Here is a 20,922-nt window from a genome sequence, read left to right on the forward strand (position 1 = left end):
TGCGCCAGTTCTCGGCTGCGTCTGAAGCGGAATGGCGTGAGTGCGGCCATGGAGCTCCGTAACGCCGAGTTGGAGCGCGTGTGAGCAGCCCTGAGCAACGACGACATGAATTTGCGCATGCCCATCCCCCTTCGCGCCGCTTGCACCATATCGAGACTCCGGCAGCACTGTCAGTTAGACAAGATGACTGCTCGTGGTCGTGATCGGCGTTCGCGGCCCCACGCCGGATCAGCGTCTCCGCGAGGCCTCCGCGCCCGGGCCGGCGGCCAGCTCGCGCACCACCCGGGCCGTCACCGGAGCCGGTATGCCGTGCCGCTCGGCCGCGCGGAGCAACGCGCCGCCGATGGCGTCCCGTTCGAGCGGCCGACCCGCCTCGGCGTCGCGCTGCATCGAGGACTTCATCGACGGCGGGAAGGCGTCGTAGCGGTCGAGGGCCTGCGCCGGGTCCGCCGGGCCGCCGCACGCGCGGCTGATCGCGGCCGTCTCCTCGACCAGTGCGATCAGTTCGTCGCGGTGACGGGTGCGGACGTCTCCGAGGGGGACGCCGTGGCGGGTGGTCAGCAGGGCCATCGGGGCCAGGAACGACATCTTCGCCCACAGGGCCGCCGTCTCGTCGTCCTGGACCCGGGTGGCCGGGCCGGCGGCGGTCAGGGCCTCGGCGAGGGTGTCGAGGCGGTTCCGGGGCACCGCCGTGCCGGTCAGGTCGATCTCCGCGAAGGGGCTGCCGTGCTCGATGACGCCCGGGGCGACGCGGGTGGACTCGACACGGATGACGGCGGGGGCGACGCGGTCGGGGCGGTAGCGGGCGCGCAGGGTCGCCGGGTGTTCGACGCCGTTCAGGAACGGCACGAGGAGTCCGTCGGCCAGTGCGGGCGCGGGGACGCGTGCCAGGGCGGCGTCGAGGGAGGTGTGTTTGACGGCCACCAGGCAGGCGTCGACAGGTTCGCGCACGTGCGTGTCAGCCTCGACACGGGTCGTGAAGTCGCCGAAGTGTGCGCTGCGGATCCGGAGGCCGTCCGTGCGCAGGACGCGGGCCGTTTCCTCGCCGGACAGGCAGATCACTCGGTGGCCGGCGCGGGAGAGCAGCGCGGCGAGCAGACCGCCCACGCCACCGGGGCCCAGGACGGCCACTGTGAGTTCGTTCCCCATGTCGGGTTCCTCTCTTCGGTCGGCCCCACGGTGGTGGCCGCCTCGCGGAGATCATGGCAGTCGTCGCTGTCGTACGGAGGCCGAAAGGGCGAGACTGGGGGCATGTGCCGGAGTATCAAGACCCTGCGTCCGCCCGCCATGCCCGAAGAGGCCACGGAAGCGGACATTCGGGCTGCCGCGTTGCAGTACGTGCGGAAGGTTTCGGGTTTCCGTGCCCCCGCCGCTCACAACCAGGAGGTGTTCGACCGCGCCGTGGAGGCCGTCGCGCAGGCCACGGCCGAGTTGCTGGACGGGCTGGAGATCCGTGGCGCCCGGGCCCAGCGGGCCGGCTAGCGTGGGGTGACGGCCGGCCCCGTCCAGGGCCCCTCCGACGCCCCGGCCCTACGACACCCCCGACGCCCGCGGCTCCCTGCGCATCAGGTACGCCGCCCCTGCCCCCGCCCCGAACAGCGCCCCCACCGACACCGCCGTCCCCAGCCAGCTCGCGCCCAGCCAGTGGGCGCCGAAGTAGCCGAGGGCGACGCTGTACACGGCCCAGGTGAGACCCGCCAGGGCCGACCAGGGGAGGAAGTCGCGGGCGCGGCGGTGGGCGGCGCCCGCGCCGAGGGAGACGACCGAGCGGCCGGCGGGCGCGAAGCGGGCGAGGACGACGAGGGCGCCGCCGCCCCGTGCGAGGGCCGCGCCGAGACGTTCCTGCGCGGTGGTCAGGCGCCGGGATCGGGAGATCGCCCGGTCCAGCCGGTCGCCGCCGCGCCAGGCGAGGCGGTAGGCGGCCAGGTCGCCCAGGACGGAGGCGGTGGCCGCGCAGAGGGTCAGCACCAGGATGTCGGGCACGTCGGCCGCCGAACCCGCGGCCGCCGCCGTCGCCGCCGTGATCACCAGGACGCCGCTGGGCAGCACCGGCAGGAACACGTCGAGCAGCACGGACAGGGTCACCACGGCGTAGATCCACGGGCTGCCGAACAGCGACCCCACATGCTCCAGCACCGCAACTCCCCGTTGGTCCCCCGTGGGCCAGACCGTGCCGCGGTGGCGCGGCGGAGCGGCAGGAGTGGCCGATGACAGCCATAGAGCGTACGCCTGGGGTGTGACGGGCGTTTCACGGGGGGCTCGTACGTTCGGTACCGACTGTTCACCTCGTCCCGAGTCGTCACCCGCGCGGAGCGCCCCGCCCTGCTTGCACCGGAACCCCGCCCGCCCCGCACACCGGAGCGGCGCCTCCCCGCACACGCGGGAAGGCGCCGCTCCGCGGAGCGCTGTCCGGGCCGCGGCTCAGGCCGCCACCGGCGTCTGGTCCGTGGCCCGCCGGCCCTGCGTCGATGTGCGCTTGGCCAGCAGCCGGTCCACGCCGAACGCGCCGGAACCCGTGAACACCAGCAGGAACATGGACCAGCAGTACATGGCCGCGCCCTCGCCGTGGTTCTCGATCGGCCACAGGCCCTGCGGCTGGTGGACCTTGAAGTACGCGTACGCCATCGCGCCGGAGGCGATGAACGCCGCCGCGCGGGTGCCCAGGCCCAGCAGCACTAACGTGCCGCCGACGAGTTCGATGACGGCCGCGTACCAGTTCGGCCAGGCGCCGGTCGCCGCGGTGGCGCCCTTGCCGTCCACACCTCCGAGGACACCGAAGAGCGCGACGGCGCCGTGGCAGGCGAAGAGCAGGCCGATGACGATCCGGAACAGTCCGAGCGCGTACGGCTGCGCGTCGTTGAGACGTGCGGTCATGTGGGGGTCTCCTTCGGTCGGCCGGCCTGGGGAGGGCCGGTCGGGGGACAGAACCGATGAGTAACCCACGTTAGGTGTGACTAATTAATGCTTGCAAGTTCAACATTTGGCCACTGGTTCACCTCTGACGGGAGCTCAGTTTCCGTCGCAGCCGCACGTAGGGCCGCTCTCGCCACCGCGTCCGCATCCGAAAGCGTGACCGAATCCACACCCGGACGAGCCCCCGCCGCCGTCACCCAGTGCACGCCCTCCGTCGGCACCCCGAAGGCGAACCGCCTGGCGTGCGGGACTCCTTGACGGTCTATCAGATGATAAGGGCGTGGTGTCACATCCAACCCGCCTGTCTCGTAACCGTCGACGGTGTGCGGACGGCACTGCCCCGTCCGCAGCAGACCCTGAAGGAGTCCGTCGGCCGATTTCCGCAGGTCGGGCTCCGGCAGACGGGCCTCTATGAGGGTTCTCACACGGACGGCCGAACCCGGCACGTCGGGTGAGTGCGCCGCCCAGGCTCCGTCCGCCTCCGTCACCTTCAGGCGCGGCCCGAGCACGCGCACCACGCCCGCCTCCACCAGGGCCGCCAGTTCCTCGATGCGGCGCCGGGGCGGGCCGATGGACAGGAAGGCGTTGAGCGGGGTGTACCAGCGGTCCAGGTGGTCCCGGCGGGAGGTGCCGGCGAGGCCGCCGTGGTCGACGATCAGCCGGAGTTCGTTGCGCAGGTCGCGCAGCACGTCCAGGGCCGCTTTCAACGGGCCGCGCACATTGCCCAGGGCGGCCTGCGCGGCATCCTCGCGCAGGTACGACAGCAGCCAGTCACGCCACTCGCCGGGGTGCGCGAAGTCCCGTCCCGCGTACGGCCGGGAGATCCGCTCCCAGCACCAGCGGTCGGCGTCCTCGATGCCGAACTCGCCCAGCAGCACGGCCTCTTCGGGATCGCCGTGCGGCACGGACAGGAAGTGATCGGTGAACTCCTGGCACTGTCGCCCCGAGGCCCCGGCCCCGCGGAGCAGCGCTGTGCAGTACACCGTCTCCACCTCCTTGGCGACCAGCGGCCATATCTCCGTCAGGAAGTCGGGCGCCTCCCCGGAGTCGGCGCGCTTGCGGAAGCCCGCGATCACGTCCGGTGTGAGGACCAGCGGGACGTGCCGGCCGTACGCCCCCTTCGCGTTGTCGCCGCGGGCCTGGTAGGGGATGCCGCGCCGCGAGCCGGCGTACAGCCGCGGTTCACGGCCGGAGGGGAGGTAGCGCAGGCCCTGGGCGTCCCGTACGAAACGGCCGCCGCGGCCGGTCGTCAGCAGGGCCGTGTGGTCGAAGAAGTTGAGGCCGAGGCCGCGCAGCAGGACGGGCTCGCCGGGCGGTACGCAGGACAGGTCCACGTCGGCCGGGTTGGCGGGCGGGACGTGGCGCAGGCCGTGGTGTGCGGCGTGCGCCGCCAGGCGCCGCTGGACCGGGTCCGCGGTCGTCGGCAGGTGCCCCTGGGCCAGGACCACGGCGGACAGGCCCGTCAGGGTGCGGCCGTCGTCGAGGGTGAGGGCCTGGTGGCCGCCGGCGGTGTCGTCGAGCCGTACCGCGCGTGCCCGGTGCGTCTCGACGCGTACGGTCGCCGGCGCGTTCCGTACGACCCGTGCGAACACCCACTCCAGGTAACGGCCGTACTCCGCCCGGGTCGGGTATTCGTCCGGGCCGAGCGTGCCGCGCGCCCACTCGTACAGGCTCGGGCCCGGGCGGATCGGGCCCGAGCAGTCCACGCTGTCGTCGGTGAACAGGGTCACCTGGCAGGCCACGGTGTTCATCAGCAGTTCCGGCGACTGGTCGGTACGCCAGACGCGGCCGGGGCCCGGCGGGTCCGGGTCGATCACGTGGACCGTCAGCCGGGCTCCGGGTGGGAGGAGCTCCGGGGCGGAGGCGCAGAGGCGTTCCAGGACGCTGGTACCGCGCGGCCCGGCGCCGACCAGGGCGACGGAGAACGGTGCGGATACCTCGGTCGGCGCAGGCAAGGGTGGGACTCCCGGGCGTGTGGGGCGCGTTCGGTGGTCCGTCGGTGAGGAAGCGGACGGTCCGCCTCATCATGCCGTCGCCGGGAGTGGGAACCGAGGCCCGTGGCCAAGGATTGACCTCGCTGTGGGACGCGTCACGAGCATCACGGCCACAGCGGCAACAAACGGGCGGAACGGGGCGGTTACGGGGCAAGCTCCGAGTCCAGGAGCGTCGTCAGGCGCGGGCCCTTTCCCTCCCGCGTCCGTGCCTGCTCCAGTCGCAGCCGCGCCGAACGGCCGCGCAGGGTGAGTGTCATGAGCTGGTTGCCGAACCAGGGGCCGCCCGTCTTGCGCCAGCCGACCGGCGGCCGGGGGAGGCGCCCGTGCCGGGCGAGGCCGCGGCCCAGCCCGCGCGCCACCGCGCTCCAGCCGATGCGGAAGGCCAGCCGGATCGACGTGGGGACGGAGTTGTGGACGGGCGAGCAGACGAGCTGCACCACCCGGGCGTCCGGGCCCTGCCCGGGCCACGAGGGCTCGGCGATGTAGGCGTGGTGCACGTCCCCGGACAGCACGCACACCGTCGCCGGGGCGTCCCGCCCCGAGCCGGCCTCGGCGATCAGCTCCGCCAGCCCGGCGAACGACTCCGGGAACGCCGACCAGTGCTCCAGGTCGGCGGCCCGGCGCAGCTTCTCCCCGAACCGGGCCCAGCGCTTGCCCCGTTCGCCCCGGCACAGCGCCGCGTTCCAGCCCTCGGCGTCGTGCACCAGATGCGGCAGCAGCCAGGGCAGCGAGGTGCCGAGGAGGAGATGGTCGTACGACCCGGGGGTGTCCCGCACCTGCTCGCGCAGCCAGGCCTCCTCGCCCGGGTCGAGCATCGCGCGGCTGTCCTCGGCGAGGACCCGGGCCGCCCGGCTGTCGACCATCAGCAGGCGGACGCGCCCGAAGTCGCGCCGGTAGCTCCAGCGGGCCGTGGCAGGGTCGGCGTCGGCCCGGGCGGCGAAGGCGCGCAGCACGTCGGTGCCGTCGGGGACCTTGCGGACGCCCTCGTACACCGGGTCGGCCGACAGCTCCTCGCACGAGAGGTTCCCCAGGTGCTGGTGGACCCAGTACGACATCAGGCCGCTCAGCAGCCGCTCCCGCCACCAGTCGGTGGCCCGCATGTCGGCGAGCCAGGCGGCGGAGGTGTTCCAGTCGTCGACGACGTCGTGGTCGTCGAAGATCATGTAACTGGGCACGGTGGACAGCAGCCAGCGGATGCGGGGGTCGAGCCACGACTCGTAGTAGAGGTGCGTGTATTCCTCGTAGTCCGCGACCCCGTTGCCCGGCGGGTCGTTCAGGTCGCGGCGGGCCGCCAGCCAGCGCTGCGTCGTCTCGGAGGTCTCGTCGGCGTACACCTGGTCGCCGAGCAGCAGCAGGACGTCGGGGCGCTCGCCCTCCGGGTCGGCCACGAGACGGGTGGCCAGCGCGTCCAGGGCGTCCGGGCCCACGGGGTCGTGCCCGCCGGCCGGGGGCGCGGCCCAGCGGCAGGAGCCGAAGGCGACGCGGAGGCCGCCCTCGCCGCCCGGCGCGTGGATCGCCGAGGGCGGGAAGGGGGAATCGGGCAGCGGCCACACGCGGGTGCCGTCGAGGAAGACCTCGTACGCCGTGGTCGTACCGGCCGTGAGGCCGGTCACCGGGATCAGCGCGTAGTGGTGGCCCGCGATCTGGAAGGTCGGGGCCGTGCCGCCGGCGCCGTCGGCGCAGCGCACCGCGGCCGTGCACGGGCGGCTCGTCTCGACCCACACGGTCGCGGACGCGCCGTCGGTGTATCTCAGCAGCGGTCCGAGCCGCAGTCCGGCCATCGCCGATCACCTCTCTCCGTCGCCCCGTACGGTACGGAACGACGGAGGTCAGCGGGGAGGTCCCGGCGCGAAATCGCGCGTGTCAGCAGTTCGCGAGGTAATTCTGGAGCGCGGACTTCTCGGCCGAGTCGACCGAGAGGCCGTAGTAGTACTTCACCTGGACCCAGGCGCGCACGTAGGTGCAGCGGTACGCCGTCCGGGAGGGCATCCAGGTGGCCGGGTCCTGGTCGCCCTTGGCCTGGTTGACGTTGTCGGTGACCGCGATGAGCTGCGGGCGGGTCAGGTCGTTGGCGAAGGACTGGCGGCGGGAGGTCGTCCAGGAGTCGGCGCCGGAGTCCCAGGCCTCGGCCAGCGGGACCAGGTGGTCGATGTCGACGTCGGAGGCGGCGGACCAGGTGGCGCCGTCGTAGGGCGAGTACCAGCTGCCGCTGGTGGCGGCGCAGGAGGAGTCCTGCTGGACGTTGGTGCCGTCGCGCTTGAGGACGACCTCGCGGGTGTTGCAGGTGCCGGACTGGGTGATCCAGTGCGGGAAGAGGTCGCGGTTGTAGCCGGTGCGGTCCTCGGTGGCCACGGTGAGCGTGGCGAGGTAGGAGCGGGCGGTGGCGCCGCTGACGGGGGTGGGCAGGGCGGCGGAGGCGGCCGGGCCGTTGAGCAGGCCGACCGAGGCTATGAGACCGGTGAGGCCCGCGAGTATGCTGAGCCGTCGACGCGCGTAGAACTTCGGCATGCGAACTCCCTTGTGGGGTGGGGGCGTTGGGCTGCGAGCGAGGGAATGCTCGTCGCGCCGTGTTGCGGGGAGGTGTGCGCCCGGTGAGAAGTTAGTGACGCGTCCATGACATGACAAGACGTGGGAAGTTTTCTCTCCGGGGCCGTCGCGTACCATGGACGGCGCAGAAGGGGAGTAGCTCTTCGCCGGACCGTCGACACACTGCTCAGCTCGCCTGAGCCGGCGCCCGGAGGCAGGTCCTTTCACGGACCCGCCAGCGAGACCTTCGGCAAGCAGTGCACGCCCGTGCCCCACGGCACGGGTGCCGAGTGTGCTGCCGTGCCGAGGTGTCGTGTGTGGATCCAGCACTCTCGGTGGGGCAGCCCCGACCGATTGAGGAACCCTTGATCAGCCTGACCGTGACGGCCGTCGTCTTCGGCGTCGTCTTCCTCGCCGAACTGCCGGACAAGACCGCCCTGGCCGGCCTCGTCCTCGGCACCCGCTATCGCGCCTCCTACGTCTTCGCCGGTGTCGCCGCCGCCTTCGCGCTGCACGTCGCGCTCGCCGTCGCCGCCGGCAGTGTGCTGACGCTGCTGCCGCAGCAGCTCGTGCACGCGCTCACGGGTGTGCTCTTCCTGGGCGGGGCCGCGATGCTGCTGCTGAAGAAGGACGAGGACGAGGCGGAGGTCCGCAAGCCGGAGAACCAGTCCTTCTGGAAGGTCTCGGGCGCGGGTTTCATGCTCATCCTGGTCGCCGAGTTCGGCGATCTCACGCAGATCATGACGGCGAACCTGGCCGCCCGCTACGACGACCCGCTCTCCGTCGGCCTGGGCGCGGTGCTCGCGCTGTGGGCGGTGGCCGGGATCGGCATCGTCGGCGGAAAGGCGCTGATGAAGAAGGTGCCGCTGCGGCTGATCACGCAGATCGCGGCGCTGGTGATGCTGGCTCTCGGGGTGTGGAGCCTGTGGGAGGCCGTGACCGGGTGAGCCGGGGCGAGCTGAACGACGGGTGAACGTCTGCGGGAGGCCCTGGCCGATCCGGCGATTGTTTTGTACCGTGGAGAAACAAAGTGGCTCCCGCCCGTTTTCCCTGACCGGCGGGCGGGGCCGCCTTGTCCCTCCCGGGGGCTGCCGTGCGCCCTCGTCCTGCCCTGAGCCTTGGAGCTGCCGATGACGGCCACCGCCGTGCTCACCGCCCGCGCCCTCCTGCTGGACATGGACGGCACCCTCGTCAACTCCGACGCCTCGGTCGAACGCGTCTGGCGGCGCTGGTCCGAGCGGCACGGGCTGGACCCGGACGAGGTCATGAAGGTCGTCCACGGACGGCAGGGGTACGCGTCGATGGCGCTGCTGCTGCCCGGCCGGCCGATGGAGCAGAACCACGCGGACAACGCCCGGATGCTCGCCGAGGAGACGGCCGACACCGAGGGTGTCGTGCCGATCCCCGGGGCGCCGGAGTTCCTCGCCGCGCTGCGGGGACTGCCGCACGCGCTCGTGACCTCCGCCGACGTTCCGCTGTCGACGGCGCGGATGGCCGCGGCCGGGCTGGATCTGCCGGAGGTGCGGGTGACGGCGGAGTGCGTCGGGGCGAGCAAGCCCGACCCGGAGGGCTTTCTGAAGGGTGCCGCCGAGCTGGGTGTGGCCCCTGAGGACTGCGTGGTGTTCGAGGACTCCGGGGCCGGGATCGCGGCGGGGCGCTCCGCCGGGATGACGGTGGTGGGGGTCGGGTCCCGGGCCGCGTTCCACGAGCCGGACGTGGTGGTGGACGACCTCACGCGGGTGCGCGTGGAGGCCGTGGCCGACGGGACGATCCGTCTGCACATCGGGTGAGGGGTTCGCGTCGGGTGAGGAACGCGCGGCGGGTGACGAACGCTCGGGGGTGTTGCCGTCCGGTCGGTCAGACGTGGGCGGCGATGGTGCGCGCGCACGCCAGGGACTCGGTGTGTGTGGTGTCCACCTCCAGGTCGTAGCGCACGCCCTCGTGCACGACGTGGGCCTGTGACGCGGCCATGCCCCGGACCCGGTCGCCCCGGGCGATCTCACGCCCCTCGGCGACCGCGCTGTCGCACCTGATGCCGACCCACAGCACGTCGAGGCCGGCCAGGGCCTTCTCCCAGCGCTGCCGGGAGTGCGGTCCGCCGAGGAAGACGTCGTCGACGATGATCCTGGCGCCGGCGCGGGCCATCGCGGCGATGCCCTCGGTCCAGGCCGCGTCCAGTGCGCGGAACTCCGGACCCACGCTCACCCCGCCGTCCGCCGTGAAGGTGATCCCTTCCTCCGAGCCCCGCATCCTCGCGGGCAGCGCCTCGACGAACGAATCGACACCGAAGGCCAGCCACGGGTTCGGCAGCACCTCTTGCAGGCACCGTACGATCCCGGACTTGCCCGAGCTGGAACCGCCGTTGAGAACGATCACCTGAGTGGTCACGGCGTCACAGTAGGGCGGTCGGGCCGGTCACGGCTTCTTGGTTTCCGACTCCAGCTTCGCCCGCGTCTCCCGGTCGTAGACGCCGAGGTCGTCGGTCTGGATGCCGCGTGACCACTGGTAGTTGCGGACGGCCTCCTCGAGCCGGCTGTCGTAGTCGCCGTCGGGGTCCTCGCCGTAGAGGTACAACTGGCGCAGCCGGAGCTGGAGTTCGGTGACCTCCGGGCCGCGGTCGCCGAGGCGCAGGACGGTGGGGCCGCCGTTCTGCCGGGAGTTGTCCGGGGGCGGGTTCGCGGGGCCGGTGGCGGAGGCGGACGTCCGGGGCGCCGACGGGGTGGCCGACTGCGACGGGCTCGGCGAGGCGCTCGGCGTGGACGGCGACGGGGAGGCCGACGGGCTCCCGGTCGCCGACGGCGACGGCGGCGGTGCCGCGGGGGCCGGCGGCGTGGCCTGCGCGCTCCCCGCCGGGGGTGTGGACGCCGCGCTGCTCGACGGGGCGTCCGGCACGCTCGCCCGGAGGTCGTCCGGCAGCGCGGTGTCCCGGGACGGTGCCTCGTAGGAGAACAGCCCGCTCGCGTACCCGGCCGCGGCCACGACGGCGACACAGGCCCCGGCGGCCACGCCGAGCAGCGCGCCGCGCCGCCGACGCCTGGGCCTCGACCCGGCCTCGTCCGGTTCCCGCCCACCCCGGTCCGGCCCCCCGATGCCGTCGAAAAGCCGCAGGTCGGTGACGCTGGGCTCGGTCGTGGCGGGGGCCGGAGGGGTCGAGAGCGGCGCGGTGCCCGGCGAGGCCGGGAAGGCCGGCAGCACGGTGGTCGCGTCGAGGTCGGCCGGGCGCAGGGGCATGGTCGTGTCGGCGGGGGAGGGCGGTGGCGCGGCGCCTTCGGCGGGCGGCGTCTGCCCAGGGGGCGTCATGGACCGTCGCGGGGCGCGCTCGGCTGCCCGTGCGGCGCCGTCGGTGCGCGGGGGCTCCGCGGGGTGGGGCAGGGGCGGCTGCGGGGCGTCGCCGGCCGCCGGCCCGAGGTGCTGTCGCGGAGTGCCTTCGGTCGCCCGCGCGGGGACCTGGGCGTGTGGGTCCGCTGTGGGCGAGGGCCGGCCGTCTGCGTCCGTCTGCCGTGGGGTTTCCTCGGTCGCCCGGACGGGCCGTACGGGGTCCGCGGCCGTCGGGCGGGAGGACCTGGCCGGGCCGTCCGCGCGGATTCGTCGCGAGGCGTCCGCCCGGGCGGGGCCGCCGGTGTGGTGGGCCTGGGCGTCCGCCGGGGACGGCTGTGCGGGGCCGGCGGTGCGCTGGGGCTCCGCGGGGTGGGGCAGGGGCGGTCGCGGGGTGTCGGTCGGTCGCCCGGGGGTTCGCAGCGGGGCGTCGTCTTCGGTTGCCGGCGTGGGGGTTTCGGTGCGTGCGCGCGGGACTTCTGCGGTGCCCTGCGCGGGCGAAGCCTCGGCGTGTGGAGGCGGGGCGGGGGCGTCCGCCGGGGACGGCTGTGCGGGGCCGGCGGTGCCCGAGGGCCCCGTAGGGCGGGCCTGGGGACGACGGGGGGTTTGCCCGGGGGGCTCGGTGTGTAAGGGCTCCGCGGGTGAGGGCGTGGGCGCGGCCTCCGCAGAGCGGTGTCGCGGGGTGCTCTCGTCCGCGCGGGACTGGGTGGGTGTTCCCGGCGTGAGTTCGACGTACGGGCGGATGCGGAGCGGGTCGAAGTCCTCCGCTGCTGCCGCCTCGGTCGTGCGGGCGTTGCGGAGGGCCTCTGCGACGCGGTGAGTGCAGGTGCAGGACGGGGTGTTGTCCGGCTGTCTGGGCGTGCCGCACTCCGGGCACGGGTGGCCGTTCGGCTGTTCCACGCGTTCCTCCCTCCCCTCGCGAACTCCAGAGATTATCCAGATCTTCTCCACAGTGCCGACGGCCAGCTCGCGGAATGAATGCTTCCAAAAGGACTCGGCGGGCCATACCGCGTCACACCGGTCACGATGGAAAATGTCACAGGACCTCGGGAGGTCTCATGGCCGGACATGCGCACGCCACGCAGGCGCCGGACCAGGGCGCCGCCGTCCAGGAGCAGGTGCCCGGGAACGTCCTGGTCTCCATCGGCGCCCTGCTCCTCGGGATGCTGCTCGCCGCCCTGGACCAGACCATCGTGTCGACCGCGCTGCCCACCATCGTCAGCGACCTCGGCGGCATGGACCACCTGTCCTGGGTGGTCACCGCCTACCTGCTGGCCGCGACCGCCGCGACCCCGCTGTGGGGCAAACTCGGCGACCAGTACGGCCGTAAACGGCTGTTCCAGACGGCGATCGTGATCTTCCTGGTCGGCTCCGCGCTGTGCGGCACGGCGCAGGACATGACCCAGCTCATCGTCTTCCGGGCCGTGCAGGGGCTCGGCGGCGGCGGGCTGATGGTGTTGTCGATGGCCATCGTCGGCGATCTCGTCCCACCGCGTGAACGCGGGCGCTACCAGGGGCTGTTCGGTGCCGTGTTCGGGGCGACCAGTGTGCTCGGGCCACTGCTCGGCGGGCTGTTCACCCAGCATGCGAGCTGGCGTTGGGTGTTCTACGTCAACCTGCCCGTCGGACTCGTGGCGCTCGCCGTGATCGCGGCCGTGCTGCACATCCCGCGCCGGACGCGGCGGCATGTCATCGACTACCTCGGCACGTTCCTCATCGCGGCCGTCGCCACCTGCCTGGTGCTCGTCGCCTCGCTCGGGGGTACGACCTGGGGGTGGGGATCCGCCCAGATCGTCGCGCTCGCGGTGCTGGGCGTCGTCCTCGCCGTCGCCTTCGTGGCCGTCGAGCGGCGGGCCGCCGAACCCGTCCTGCCGCTGAAGCTCTTCGGAATCCGCACCTTCACGCTCGCCGCCGTGATCAGCTTCGTCGTCGGCTTCGCCATGTTCGGCGCGATGACCTACCTGCCGACGTTCCTCCAGGTCGTGCAGGGCATCAGCCCGACCATGTCCGGTGTGCACATGCTGCCGATGGTGCTGGGGCTGCTGCTGGCCTCGACGGCCTCCGGGCAGATCGTCAGCCGGACCGGCCGCTGGAAGGTGTTCCCGGTCGCCGGCACCGGCGTGACCACCCTCGGGCTGCTCCTGCTCCACCAGCTCGACGAGCGCAGCTCCACCGCCGAGCTGAGCGGCTTCTTCTTCGTCTTCGGACTCGGCCTCGGCCTGGTGATGCAGGTCCTCGTGCTCATCGTGCAGAACGCCGTCCCGTACGAGGATCTGGGCGTCGCCACCTCCGGCGCCACCTTCTTCCGCTCCATCGGAGCCTCGTTCGGCGTGGCCGTCTTCGGCACGATCTCCGCGAACCGGCTCGGCGACCAGCTCACGGACGCCTTCCGCGGAGCCCCGCTGCCCCCCGGCGTCTCCGTGGGTGCGCTGGAGGCCGACCCGCGCGGCATCGCCGCCCTGCCGCCCGGCCTGCGCCCGCCGGCCCTGCACGCGTACTCCGTGTCCATCACGGACGTCTTCCTGTACGCCGCCCCCGTCGCGCTCCTCGGCTTCGTGCTGGCCTGGTTCCTGAAGGAGGACCGGCTGCGCGGCTCGGTCACCGCGCCCGACGTCACGGAGACCCTGGCCAGCAACCCCGTCGAGCGGTCCTCGTACGACGAGGTGTGCCGTGCGCTGTCGGTGCTCGGCACCCGCGCGGGGCGGCGCGAGATCTACCGGAAGATCACCGACCGGGCGGGCTACGACCTGCTGCCCGCGGCGAGCTGGCTGCTGCTGCGGATCAGGCGGTACGGCTCGGTGGAGCCGGCCGTGCTGGCCGAGCGGATGCCCGTGCCGCTGACCGTGATCATGGAGGCTGTACGGCAGGTCGAGGAGCGGAGGCTCGCCGTGCGCACGGGCCTCGACATGGTGCTGACCGACCAGGGACGCGAGGTCGCCGAACGGCTGGCCCAGGCCCGTGAGGCGTCCCTCGCCGAGCTGCTCGGCGACTGGTGGGGACCGGACCGGCCGACCGATCTGGTGCACCTCGTGCGGGAGTTGAACGGCGAACTGTGCGGCTCGCGGCGGGAGCGGCCGTATGCCGAGCGGCCGGTGGAGCGGATGGGCTGAAAGCGGGGGGCCTCGGTGCGTCAGGTGAGGTGCTTGGCGAACCAGTGCTCGGCGTACTTGTCGTCGTTGTGCGGTGCGGTCTCCTCGTAGCCGAGCCGGGTGTAGAGGGCGCGGGCCTCGACGAGGTCGCCTCGGGTGTCGAGGACCATCCGCCGGGCGCCGAGCCCGCGAGCGGTGTCCTCGGCGGCCCGGACGAGCAGCGCGGCACCGCCCTTGCCGCGCATCGGCTCGTGCAGGAAGACCCGTGTGAGCTCGGCGGTCGTGTCGTCCAGCAGCCGTACGCCCGCCGTGCCGGCCGGCTCGCCGCCGTAGCGGGCGACCAGCAACTGGCCGCCCGGTGGGGCGAGATCGGCGCCCGGCTGCTCGGCGATCTCCCGCTCCAGCTCGTCCGGGTCGGTCCGGCGCCCCTCGTGCAGCAGGTACCAGCGGTCGCTGACCTCGGTGTAGTACGCCCGCCACAGGGCGGCGGCGACGGGGGAGTCGTACGGTTCCGGGGCCACGGTCCAGGTCATGACCGGCATTCTCGGCGGATGCCGTGGCGGGGCCGCAACCGAATAACCCGGGGACCGTCCGCGCCCGGGGGCGGCCCGGCCGCCGTTTGGGGGCCTGCTTTGGGGCTACCCGGTCGGCGAACCGGCTCGCGAGGAGAGCCGGTTGGGCCGAGAACCCGGAAGGCATTCATGTCCACTGGCCTGATCATTGCTCTGATCGTGATCGCGGCGGTCGTCGTCATCATCGCGGCCGCCATGACCCTGCGCGCCCGCGGGCCTCGGCGCGGCCCGAGCCTGAAGCGGCGCTTCGGACCCGAGTACGACCTGGCCGTCGCCCGGCACGACGGCGACGCCAAGGCCGCCGAGCGCGAGCTGGCCGAGCGCCTGGAGCGCCACGGCGAGCTGCGCGAACGTGCGCTGGAGCCGGCGCAGCGCGAGCAGTACGAGGCGCGCTGGACGGCCGCTCAGGAGCGGTTCGTCGACTCGCCGCGGGAGGCGGTCGCCGAGGCGGACCGGCTGCTCGCGGAGCTCGCCGGTGCCCGGGGCTTCCCGGACGGCGGGCAGTACGAGGAGCAGCTCGCCGCGCTGTCCGTGCACCACGCCCACCACGTGGACGGCTACCGGCGCGTACACCGCGCGGCGCACCTGCGCGCGGACGACGCCCGGGACGGCGGCACCGGTACGGAAGACATGCGTGAGGCCATGGTGGCGGCCCGCGCCCTGTTCGAGGAGCTGGTGCGGCCGGCCCGCCACGACGGCGGGGGCCACGCCGCCGGCCCGCACCTGGGCGGACGCCATGAGGGCGGACGGCACAAGGCCGGGCTGAACGGCGGCCGCAAGGCTCCGGCCGCCCGTGGCGGACACACGCCGTGGGCGCTGCACCGACGTCAGGCGAAGGAGAGTTGAGATTCGATGTCCAGCATGACCCGACCGCCCGGCGACGAGGCCCCCGGCAACCGCCGCCTCACCCCCGACGCCCCCGGAACCCCCGGCACCCGTGGCTCCGCCGCCGACCCCGATGCCCGCGGTGAGACCGCCCTGGGCACCGGCCACGGCACAGGCCCCGCGGGTTCCCGGGAACGGGAAGGCACCCCCCACGGCACGGGCACGCACCTGCTCCCGCACGAGGAGTCCGACAAACTCGTCTCGCAGTTGCACCACGCCGTCGCCGAGTTCGTCGACGCGCCCCGGGCCGCCGTCGAGGAGGCCGACCACGTGCTGGAGGAGATCGCGGCCCGGTTCACCGAGGCCGTGACCCAGCGTCGCCGCACCCTGCGCCACTCCTGGCAGTCGGTGGAGGGCGGCGAGGGCAAGCCCGTGTCGAGCGGCGACACCGAGCAGCTCCGGCTGGCGCTGAAGGACTACCGGGAGCTGGCGGAACGGCTGCTCCACGTGTGAGCGGCCCGGTTCATCCGTCCGCCCGGCGCTCCCGCCACTGCCGTACGACGTCCTCGACGTCGTACGGCTTCTTTCCGAGCGGGGGCCCGGGCGGCGGCTTGAACATCATGTCGCGGATCTTGTCGTTGATCTCGCCGATGATCTTCCTGACGGCCTGCTCCGAGGGCGCCGCGTACGCGGCCTGCAGCGCGTCCTCCGCCTCCTTGCGCAGCGTCAGCGTCGGCGGCAGGACCGAGATGCCCTCGCGGGCCATCTTCCGCTTGATCCACCACAGTTCGTCGTAGGTGGCGTCCACATCGGCCGGCAGCGGTTTGCCCGCCCCCGGCAGCCGCTCGAACTCGCCGCGTGTCTCCGCGTCACGGATCTGCTTGTCGACCCAGGACTCGAAGCCGACGCCGGGTGGCTTTCGCTCGGTCATGAACCCATTGTGCCGGACACCGCGCAGCCGGGCGTTCTATCATGCGGCGGGCTAGTCCCACCAGGACGTCTCAGGAGGAGCGCACGTGCTCGAACTCACCATGGCCGCCGTGTCCGCGGCGGAGGAGGGTGCCACGGCCGGCATGCTCATGGCCGACGCGCCCAGCGAGCCGGGCGCCGTGCTGCGGGTGGGCCGGGACAAGTCGGTGTGCCGGCTCTCCACGCCGGACGACTGGCTGTTCGTCTCCCGCGTCCACCTGGAGTTCCTGTGCGGGCCCGAGGGGACCTGGCAGCTGACCTGGCTGCGCGGTTCCCAGCCCGACCCCTCCTCCGAAGTCCGGCTCACCGTCGGGGAGTACGCCCAGCCCCTCGCCTACGGCGGCACCGTCCCGCTGCCCAGGGGCGGCAGCGGCGAGGTCGTCATCCACGACCGCACCGCCCCGCGCAGCGTCAACGTCGGTTTCTTCCACGAGATCTGAGCGCCCGCCCCGGCGGACACCCCCTACGCCAGCACCCGTGCCAGCGCGAACCCGTCGTACCCCTTCATGCCGACCGTCTGGATCGCCGTGCCGCTCAACCGCGGGTGGCTGCCGATCAGTTCGATCGCGGCGCGGGTGCCCGTCACGTCCGGTGCCGTGCTCGCCGCGTCGGTCACGCGGCCGCCGCGGACGACGTTGTCGAGGACGATCAGGCTGCCCGTGCTGGTGAGCTTCAGGGCCCACTCCACGTAGTGCGGGTTGTTGGCCTTGTCGGCGTCGATGAAGACGAGGTCGAAGGGGGGCGGGTTCTCGTCGGCCAGCTTGGGCAGCGACTCCAGGGCCGGACCCACCCGGACCTCGACGAGCTTGTCCAGGCCGGCGCGGGCGATGTTGCGGACGGCGACCTCGGCGTGCTTGGGGTCGTACTCCAGGGAGACCAGCCGCCCGTCGGCGGGCAGGGCGCGGCCCAGCCAGATGGTGCTGTAGCCGCCGAGGGTGCCGATCTCCAGGATGTGGCGGGCGCCCTGGATCTGGGCCAGGAGCTGGAGGAGCTTGCCCTGGTTGCCCGCGACGTTGATGTGCGGAAGCCCGGCGGCGTCGCTGTCACGCAGGGCGGCCGCCAGGGCTTCGTCGTCCGGGGCGAGGTGGGCGGTGAAGTAGGCGTCGACCTCGTCCCAGACGTGCGACTCGCTCATGCACCTCTACCTTTCGTACGCATAGTTAGCATCCCTAACTACTGGCGTGACGAAGATACGTGGTGCACCGCTTCGCTGTCAGCGGGGTTTCCCCCGGCGTGTCTCAGCCGGCCACGGACGGTGCCGAACCCGGCAGCGGACGCCCGGCCGACTCCGCCATGCGCCACACGGCGAAACCGCCGATGACGGCCGCGGCCATCATGTAGTACGCGGGCATCATCATGTTCCCGGTGGCACCGATCAGGGCCGTGACGACCAGCGGCGTCGTGCCGCCGAACAGGGACACGGAGACGTTGAAGCCGATGGACAGCGAGCCGTAGCGGACCTTCGTCGGGAACAGCGCCGGGAGGGCCGAGGGCATGGCCGCCGTGAAGCAGACCAGCAGCAGGCCCAGGGCGCCCATGCCGAGCGCGACCGCGAGCAGGCTGCCCTCGCGGATCAGCAGCAGGGCCGGGACGGACAGCAGCAGGAAGCCCGCGCAGCCGGTGGCGATCACCGGGCGGCGGCCGACGCGGTCGGTCAGCGCGCCGACGAACGGCTGGACGATCATCATCAGGGCCATCACGCCGAGGACGACGAGCAGGCCGTGCGTCTCGTCGTAGTGGAGCTGACCGGTCAGGTAGCTCGGCATGTACGACAGCAGCATGTAGTCGGTGACGTTGAAGACCAGCACCAGGCCGACGCAGAGCAGCAGCGCGCGCCACTGGCCGGTGATCATCTCGCGCAGCGGCACCTTGGGGCGGTTGGTCTCGGCCTTCTCGACCTCGGCCGCGAACGCCGGGGTCTCCTCCAGCCGCAGCCGCAGGTAGAGGCCGATGATGCCCATCGGGCCCGCGATCAGGAACGGGATGCGCCAGCCCCAGGAGGTCAGGTCGTCGGCGGAGAGCAGGGCCGTCATCAGCGTGACCAGGCCCGCGCCGCCGATGTAGCCGGCGAGCGTGCCGAACTCCAGCCAGCTGCCGAGGAAGCCGCGCCGCTTGTCGGGGGCGTACTCGGCGATGAAGGTGGACGCGCCCGCGTACTCACCGCCGGTGGAGAAGCCCTGCACCAGGCGGGCCACCAGGAGCAGGATCGGCGCGCCGACACCGATCGTCGCGTACGAGGGGATCAGGCCGATCGCGAAGGTGCCCGCGGCCATCATGATCATGGTGAGCGCGAGGACCTTCTGGCGGCCGACGCGGTCGCCGAGCGGGCCGAAGACCATGCCGCCGAGGGGACGGACCAGGAAGGCCGCGGCGAAGGCGCCGAACGTGGAGAGCAGCTGTGCGGTGGGGTTGCCCGACGGGAAGAAGACCTTGCCCAGCGTGACCGCGATGTAGCTGTAGACACCGAAGTCGAACCATTCCATCGCGTTGCCCAGCGCTGCCGCCTTCACGGCGCGCTTGACGAGCGCGGGGTCGGTGACGGTGGTGCCGTGGGTTTTCGCTGCGCGGCTCTTCAGGCCGGACGCGGGAGCGACGACTGAGACAGTCGACAAGACTCGCTCGCCTACCTTTCGACGGGGACAGGGACGCGGTCCGCGCGGCGGCGCTGTCGTACGGGCCGAAAAGCGACGATAGGCGAAGAAAAGCCCTTTACGGGCGGTACGCCTTTCGTTGCAGGGTGCATCTAAACACCGGTTATGCAGGCACGTATGCCCGGCTGGGAGCGGTTCCCACGAGATCTTGATGTGATCCTTCTCGCGTCCACGAGAGGCAACCACGCGCCTCCCGGGCTATCGTCAACCGGACGAAGAGGGGCATACCGGGTAGAAGGTCGACGTGGCGTGACGAATGCGGACCGCAGCGGACGACCGGCGGAGGCCTTCGGAGCGACAGCCGTCGGCGGGACCCGCGCACGCCTGCGCGTGGCCTGCCTCGGGCTGTGGCTGATCGTCGCGGCCCTCGCCGCCCGGCAGGTGGCCGTCGTCCTCGGCAGCCCACGCGGGGAGCGGCTGACGGACCTGGAGACCTGGGTCGGGCCGAACGGCGTGCTGCACGTGACCGGCTCGCTCTACGACTCCACCCGCTTCACCGGCACACCCTTCGGCGGGCTCGTCCTCAAGCCCCTCACCCGTTCGGCCGAACAGGCCCTCGGCTGGGGCTGGACCTTCGGCACGCTGCTGCTGGTCGTCGCCCTCGGCCTGATCGCCGCCCGGGCCCTGCCCCAGCCCGTCGGCCGCCGCACGGCCCTGCTGGCCGCCCCGGTCGCCATCAGCCTGCTCATGGTGTCCCTGCCGGTCCGCAACACCCTGTGGCTCGGCCAGACCAGCATCATCCCGGTCCTGCTCGTCCTGCTGGGCTGCTTCGCCGCCCACGGCCAGCGGACCAGCGGCCTGCTCATCGGCGTCGCGGCGGCGCTCCAGCCCACCCTGCTGCTCTTCACGCCCCTGCTGTGGTTCACCGGCCGCAGCCGCGCCGCGCTCTCCACCGGCGTCGCCTTCGCCGCGTGCACCGGACTGGCCTGGGCGGCGATGCCGCACGACTCCCACCGCTACTGGGTCCACCACATGGCGGGCGTCGGCCTCGGCGGCCCGGCCGACGATCTCGCCAACCAGTCCCTGCACGGCGCCCTGCTCCGGCTCGGCCTGAGCGGCCCCCTGGAGGTCGCGCTCTTCCTGACGCTCGGCGCGGCCGTCGCCGTCCTGGCCCTGCGCCGCGCCGTGCGCTGCTTCGACGACGGCCAGCTCCTCCTCGCCGTCGCGATCACCGGCTGCGCCGCGATCGCCGTCTCGCCCACGGCCTGGCAGCACCAGCTGCTGTGGGTGCTGCTCGCGGTCGTCGGCCGGGCCGGCAGACGCGCCTCCGACCGGTACGTCTGGCCGGTCACCGTCGTCCTGGTCATGACCCTGCCGACCAGGATGATGATGCCGGACATGCAGGCGCTGGACCCGCTGCGCACCAACCTCGTCCTGCTCGCCGCCCTCGCCGCCGCCACGGCCGTGCCGTTCCTCTCCCGCGCCTCCCCGCACTACCAGTCGCCGCTGCCGACCGAGTACGCCCCCACCGTCCCGGCCCGCTTCCGGCACGTCCCGCTGGTGCCCTTCCTGCGCCGGGTCCTCACCCGGCCGAACCTCCTCCTGGAGCTCCTCCTCATCCGGGTCACCTATGCCGCCTACGCCCAGGTCCGGCTCGCCGCGACCGGCGGCAGCAACTCGGCCGGCCGGGCCGAGGCCGAGGAACACGGCCGGCAGATCCTCGGCCTGGAACGCGCCCTGCACCTGGACATCGAGCACTGGGCCAACCACACCGTCGTCACGATCGACTGGCTGCGGGACTTCTTCGACTTCTACTACACGTCGTTGCACTTCATCGTCCCGCTGACCGTTCTCGCCGTCCTGTACTGGCGCCGCCCCGCCGACTACCGCTGGGCCCGCTCCGCCCTGGGCGTCGCCACCCTGCTCGCCCTGGTCGGCTTCTGGCTCTACCCGCTGGCCCCGCCCCGGCTGATGCCGACGCTCGGCTTCATCGACACCGTCCACGGCGTCCAGGACTTCTCCCAGCCCGACTACGGCACGCTCACGGCCCTGACCAACCAGTACGCGGCGATGCCGTCGCTGCACTTCGGCTGGTCACTGTGGTGCGGCGTCGTGATCGCGGTCCTGG

General features: G+C 72.8%; 20 protein-coding genes. 8 read left to right on the forward strand and 12 right to left on the reverse strand.

Translation table 11 applies throughout. From position 1 onward, the window contains the following. Nucleotides 1–228: 228 nt before the first annotated feature. The gene (locus GTY47_RS18915; RefSeq protein ID WP_010049108.1) at nucleotides 229–1,149 is read right to left on the reverse strand and encodes a 2-dehydropantoate 2-reductase; all 921 of its coding nucleotides are present in this window, start codon (nucleotides 1,147–1,149) and stop codon (nucleotides 229–231) included. 102 nt (nucleotides 1,150–1,251) lie between these two features. On the opposite strand from GTY47_RS18915, the gene GTY47_RS18920 reads away from it, so the two are divergent. Then, nucleotides 1,252–1,482, forward strand: coding sequence for a DUF2277 domain-containing protein (locus tag GTY47_RS18920; protein WP_010049109.1), 231 nt, complete (start codon nucleotides 1,252–1,254; stop codon nucleotides 1,480–1,482). Between the two features lie 48 nt (nucleotides 1,483–1,530). Here the strand turns inward: GTY47_RS18920 and GTY47_RS18925 are convergent, their stop codons facing one another. The 5 genes from GTY47_RS18925 to GTY47_RS18945 form a co-directional block, all read right to left on the reverse strand. Then, nucleotides 1,531–2,136 carry a VTT domain-containing protein gene (locus tag GTY47_RS18925; protein WP_010049110.1) on the reverse strand — a complete coding sequence of 202 codons (606 nt, stop codon included), beginning with the start codon at nucleotides 2,134–2,136 and terminating at the stop codon, nucleotides 1,531–1,533. A 285-nt stretch (nucleotides 2,137–2,421) separates the two neighbouring features. Next, nucleotides 2,422–2,874 (reverse strand): DoxX family protein, encoded by a 453-nt coding sequence (locus tag GTY47_RS18930; protein WP_010049114.1) that lies wholly within the window; start codon nucleotides 2,872–2,874, stop codon nucleotides 2,422–2,424. Nucleotides 2,875–2,954: 80 nt separating this feature from the next. Further along, nucleotides 2,955–4,868, reverse strand: a complete 1,914-nt coding sequence (locus tag GTY47_RS18935; protein ID WP_010049116.1) for an FAD/NAD(P)-binding protein — start codon at nucleotides 4,866–4,868, stop codon at nucleotides 2,955–2,957. 182 nt (nucleotides 4,869–5,050) lie between these two features. Next, the gene (locus GTY47_RS18940) at nucleotides 5,051–6,688 is read right to left on the reverse strand and encodes an alkaline phosphatase D family protein (RefSeq protein WP_010049118.1); all 1,638 of its coding nucleotides are present in this window, start codon (nucleotides 6,686–6,688) and stop codon (nucleotides 5,051–5,053) included. A gap of 82 nt (nucleotides 6,689–6,770) precedes the next feature. Then, nucleotides 6,771–7,415 carry an HNH endonuclease family protein gene (locus GTY47_RS18945; protein ID WP_010049120.1) on the reverse strand — a complete coding sequence of 215 codons (645 nt, stop codon included), beginning with the start codon at nucleotides 7,413–7,415 and terminating at the stop codon, nucleotides 6,771–6,773. Between the two features lie 383 nt (nucleotides 7,416–7,798). Between GTY47_RS18945 and GTY47_RS18950 the strand changes: the two genes are divergently transcribed. Together GTY47_RS18950 and GTY47_RS18955 are read left to right on the forward strand one after the other, a co-directional pair. Then, complete coding sequence (locus GTY47_RS18950; RefSeq protein WP_010049122.1) at nucleotides 7,799–8,380, forward strand: TMEM165/GDT1 family protein; 582 nt, start codon at nucleotides 7,799–7,801, stop codon at nucleotides 8,378–8,380. A 183-nt stretch (nucleotides 8,381–8,563) separates the two neighbouring features. Next, on the forward strand, nucleotides 8,564–9,223 hold the full coding sequence (locus GTY47_RS18955; RefSeq protein ID WP_010049123.1) for an HAD family hydrolase: 660 nt from the start codon (nucleotides 8,564–8,566) through the stop codon (nucleotides 9,221–9,223). Nucleotides 9,224–9,290: 67 nt separating this feature from the next. Here GTY47_RS18955 and cpt read toward each other — a convergent pair whose 3' ends face one another. Together cpt and GTY47_RS18965 are read right to left on the reverse strand one after the other, a co-directional pair. Beyond that, entirely contained in the window at nucleotides 9,291–9,821 is a 531-nt protein-coding gene (gene cpt, locus GTY47_RS18960; RefSeq protein WP_010049125.1) for a chloramphenicol phosphotransferase CPT, read from the reverse strand. Nucleotides 9,822–9,848: 27 nt separating this feature from the next. Beyond that, on the reverse strand, nucleotides 9,849–10,733 hold the full coding sequence (locus GTY47_RS18965) for a peptidoglycan-binding domain-containing protein (RefSeq protein WP_102514877.1): 885 nt from the start codon (nucleotides 10,731–10,733) through the stop codon (nucleotides 9,849–9,851). A gap of 1,073 nt (nucleotides 10,734–11,806) precedes the next feature. Here GTY47_RS18965 and GTY47_RS18970 point away from each other — a divergent pair. After that, nucleotides 11,807–13,858, forward strand: a complete 2,052-nt coding sequence (locus GTY47_RS18970; protein WP_010049127.1) for an MFS transporter — start codon at nucleotides 11,807–11,809, stop codon at nucleotides 13,856–13,858. A gap of 20 nt (nucleotides 13,859–13,878) precedes the next feature. Here the strand turns inward: GTY47_RS18970 and GTY47_RS18975 are convergent, their stop codons facing one another. After that, entirely contained in the window at nucleotides 13,879–14,370 is a 492-nt protein-coding gene (locus tag GTY47_RS18975) for a GNAT family N-acetyltransferase (protein WP_010049128.1), read from the reverse strand. Between the two features lie 168 nt (nucleotides 14,371–14,538). Between GTY47_RS18975 and GTY47_RS18980 the strand changes: the two genes are divergently transcribed. Both GTY47_RS18980 and GTY47_RS41005 read left to right on the forward strand, forming a co-directional pair. Next, complete coding sequence (locus GTY47_RS18980) at nucleotides 14,539–15,255, forward strand: hypothetical protein (RefSeq protein WP_010049129.1); 717 nt, start codon at nucleotides 14,539–14,541, stop codon at nucleotides 15,253–15,255. Nucleotides 15,256–15,270: 15 nt separating this feature from the next. Then, the gene (locus tag GTY47_RS41005) at nucleotides 15,271–15,747 is read left to right on the forward strand and encodes a hypothetical protein (RefSeq protein ID WP_234025787.1); all 477 of its coding nucleotides are present in this window, start codon (nucleotides 15,271–15,273) and stop codon (nucleotides 15,745–15,747) included. Between the two features lie 10 nt (nucleotides 15,748–15,757). Here the strand turns inward: GTY47_RS41005 and GTY47_RS18990 are convergent, their stop codons facing one another. Next, nucleotides 15,758–16,165, reverse strand: a complete 408-nt coding sequence (locus GTY47_RS18990) for a DUF1992 domain-containing protein (RefSeq protein WP_010049133.1) — start codon at nucleotides 16,163–16,165, stop codon at nucleotides 15,758–15,760. 85 nt (nucleotides 16,166–16,250) lie between these two features. On the opposite strand from GTY47_RS18990, the gene GTY47_RS18995 reads away from it, so the two are divergent. Further along, complete coding sequence (locus GTY47_RS18995; RefSeq protein ID WP_010049136.1) at nucleotides 16,251–16,643, forward strand: FHA domain-containing protein; 393 nt, start codon at nucleotides 16,251–16,253, stop codon at nucleotides 16,641–16,643. 23 nt (nucleotides 16,644–16,666) lie between these two features. Here GTY47_RS18995 and GTY47_RS19000 read toward each other — a convergent pair whose 3' ends face one another. Together GTY47_RS19000 and proP are read right to left on the reverse strand one after the other, a co-directional pair. Continuing rightward, nucleotides 16,667–17,338: an O-methyltransferase gene (locus tag GTY47_RS19000; RefSeq protein ID WP_010049139.1), complete on the reverse strand. Its 672-nt coding sequence runs from the start codon at nucleotides 17,336–17,338 to the stop codon at nucleotides 16,667–16,669. Between the two features lie 103 nt (nucleotides 17,339–17,441). Continuing rightward, the gene (proP, locus tag GTY47_RS19005; RefSeq protein ID WP_050810358.1) at nucleotides 17,442–18,779 is read right to left on the reverse strand and encodes a glycine betaine/L-proline transporter ProP; all 1,338 of its coding nucleotides are present in this window, start codon (nucleotides 18,777–18,779) and stop codon (nucleotides 17,442–17,444) included. 324 nt (nucleotides 18,780–19,103) lie between these two features. On the opposite strand from proP, the gene GTY47_RS19010 reads away from it, so the two are divergent. Further along, nucleotides 19,104–20,922: phosphatase PAP2 family protein (locus tag GTY47_RS19010; RefSeq protein ID WP_010049142.1), on the forward strand; the 1,819-nt coding region annotated here is incomplete at its 3' end.

Origin of the sequence: Streptomyces sp. SID5464 (assembly GCF_009862985.1) — a bacterium.
Taxonomy (GTDB): domain Bacteria; phylum Actinomycetota; class Actinomycetes; order Streptomycetales; family Streptomycetaceae; genus Streptomyces; species Streptomyces chartreusis_D.

Coding starts and splice junctions, on each gene's coding strand:
- GTY47_RS18915 (WP_010049108.1), bottom strand. CDS start 1,149: ATGGGGAACGAACTCACAGTGGCCGTCCTGGGCCCCGGTGGCGTGGGC.
- GTY47_RS18920 (WP_010049109.1), top strand. CDS start 1,252: ATGTGCCGGAGTATCAAGACCCTGCGTCCGCCCGCCATGCCCGAAGAG.
- GTY47_RS18930 (WP_010049114.1), bottom strand. CDS start 2,874: ATGACCGCACGTCTCAACGACGCGCAGCCGTACGCGCTCGGACTGTTC.
- GTY47_RS18940 (WP_010049118.1), bottom strand. CDS start 6,688: ATGGCCGGACTGCGGCTCGGACCGCTGCTGAGATACACCGACGGCGCG.
- GTY47_RS18945 (WP_010049120.1), bottom strand. CDS start 7,415: ATGCCGAAGTTCTACGCGCGTCGACGGCTCAGCATACTCGCGGGCCTC.
- GTY47_RS18955 (WP_010049123.1), top strand. CDS start 8,564: ATGACGGCCACCGCCGTGCTCACCGCCCGCGCCCTCCTGCTGGACATG.
- GTY47_RS18965 (WP_102514877.1), bottom strand. CDS start 10,733: ATGACGCCCCCTGGGCAGACGCCGCCCGCCGAAGGCGCCGCGCCACCG.
- GTY47_RS18970 (WP_010049127.1), top strand. CDS start 11,807: ATGGCCGGACATGCGCACGCCACGCAGGCGCCGGACCAGGGCGCCGCC.
- GTY47_RS18975 (WP_010049128.1), bottom strand. CDS start 14,370: ATGACCTGGACCGTGGCCCCGGAACCGTACGACTCCCCCGTCGCCGCC.
- GTY47_RS18980 (WP_010049129.1), top strand. CDS start 14,539: ATGTCCACTGGCCTGATCATTGCTCTGATCGTGATCGCGGCGGTCGTC.
- GTY47_RS41005 (WP_234025787.1), top strand. CDS start 15,271: ATGACCCGACCGCCCGGCGACGAGGCCCCCGGCAACCGCCGCCTCACC.
- GTY47_RS18990 (WP_010049133.1), bottom strand. CDS start 16,165: ATGACCGAGCGAAAGCCACCCGGCGTCGGCTTCGAGTCCTGGGTCGAC.
- GTY47_RS19000 (WP_010049139.1), bottom strand. CDS start 17,338: ATGAGCGAGTCGCACGTCTGGGACGAGGTCGACGCCTACTTCACCGCC.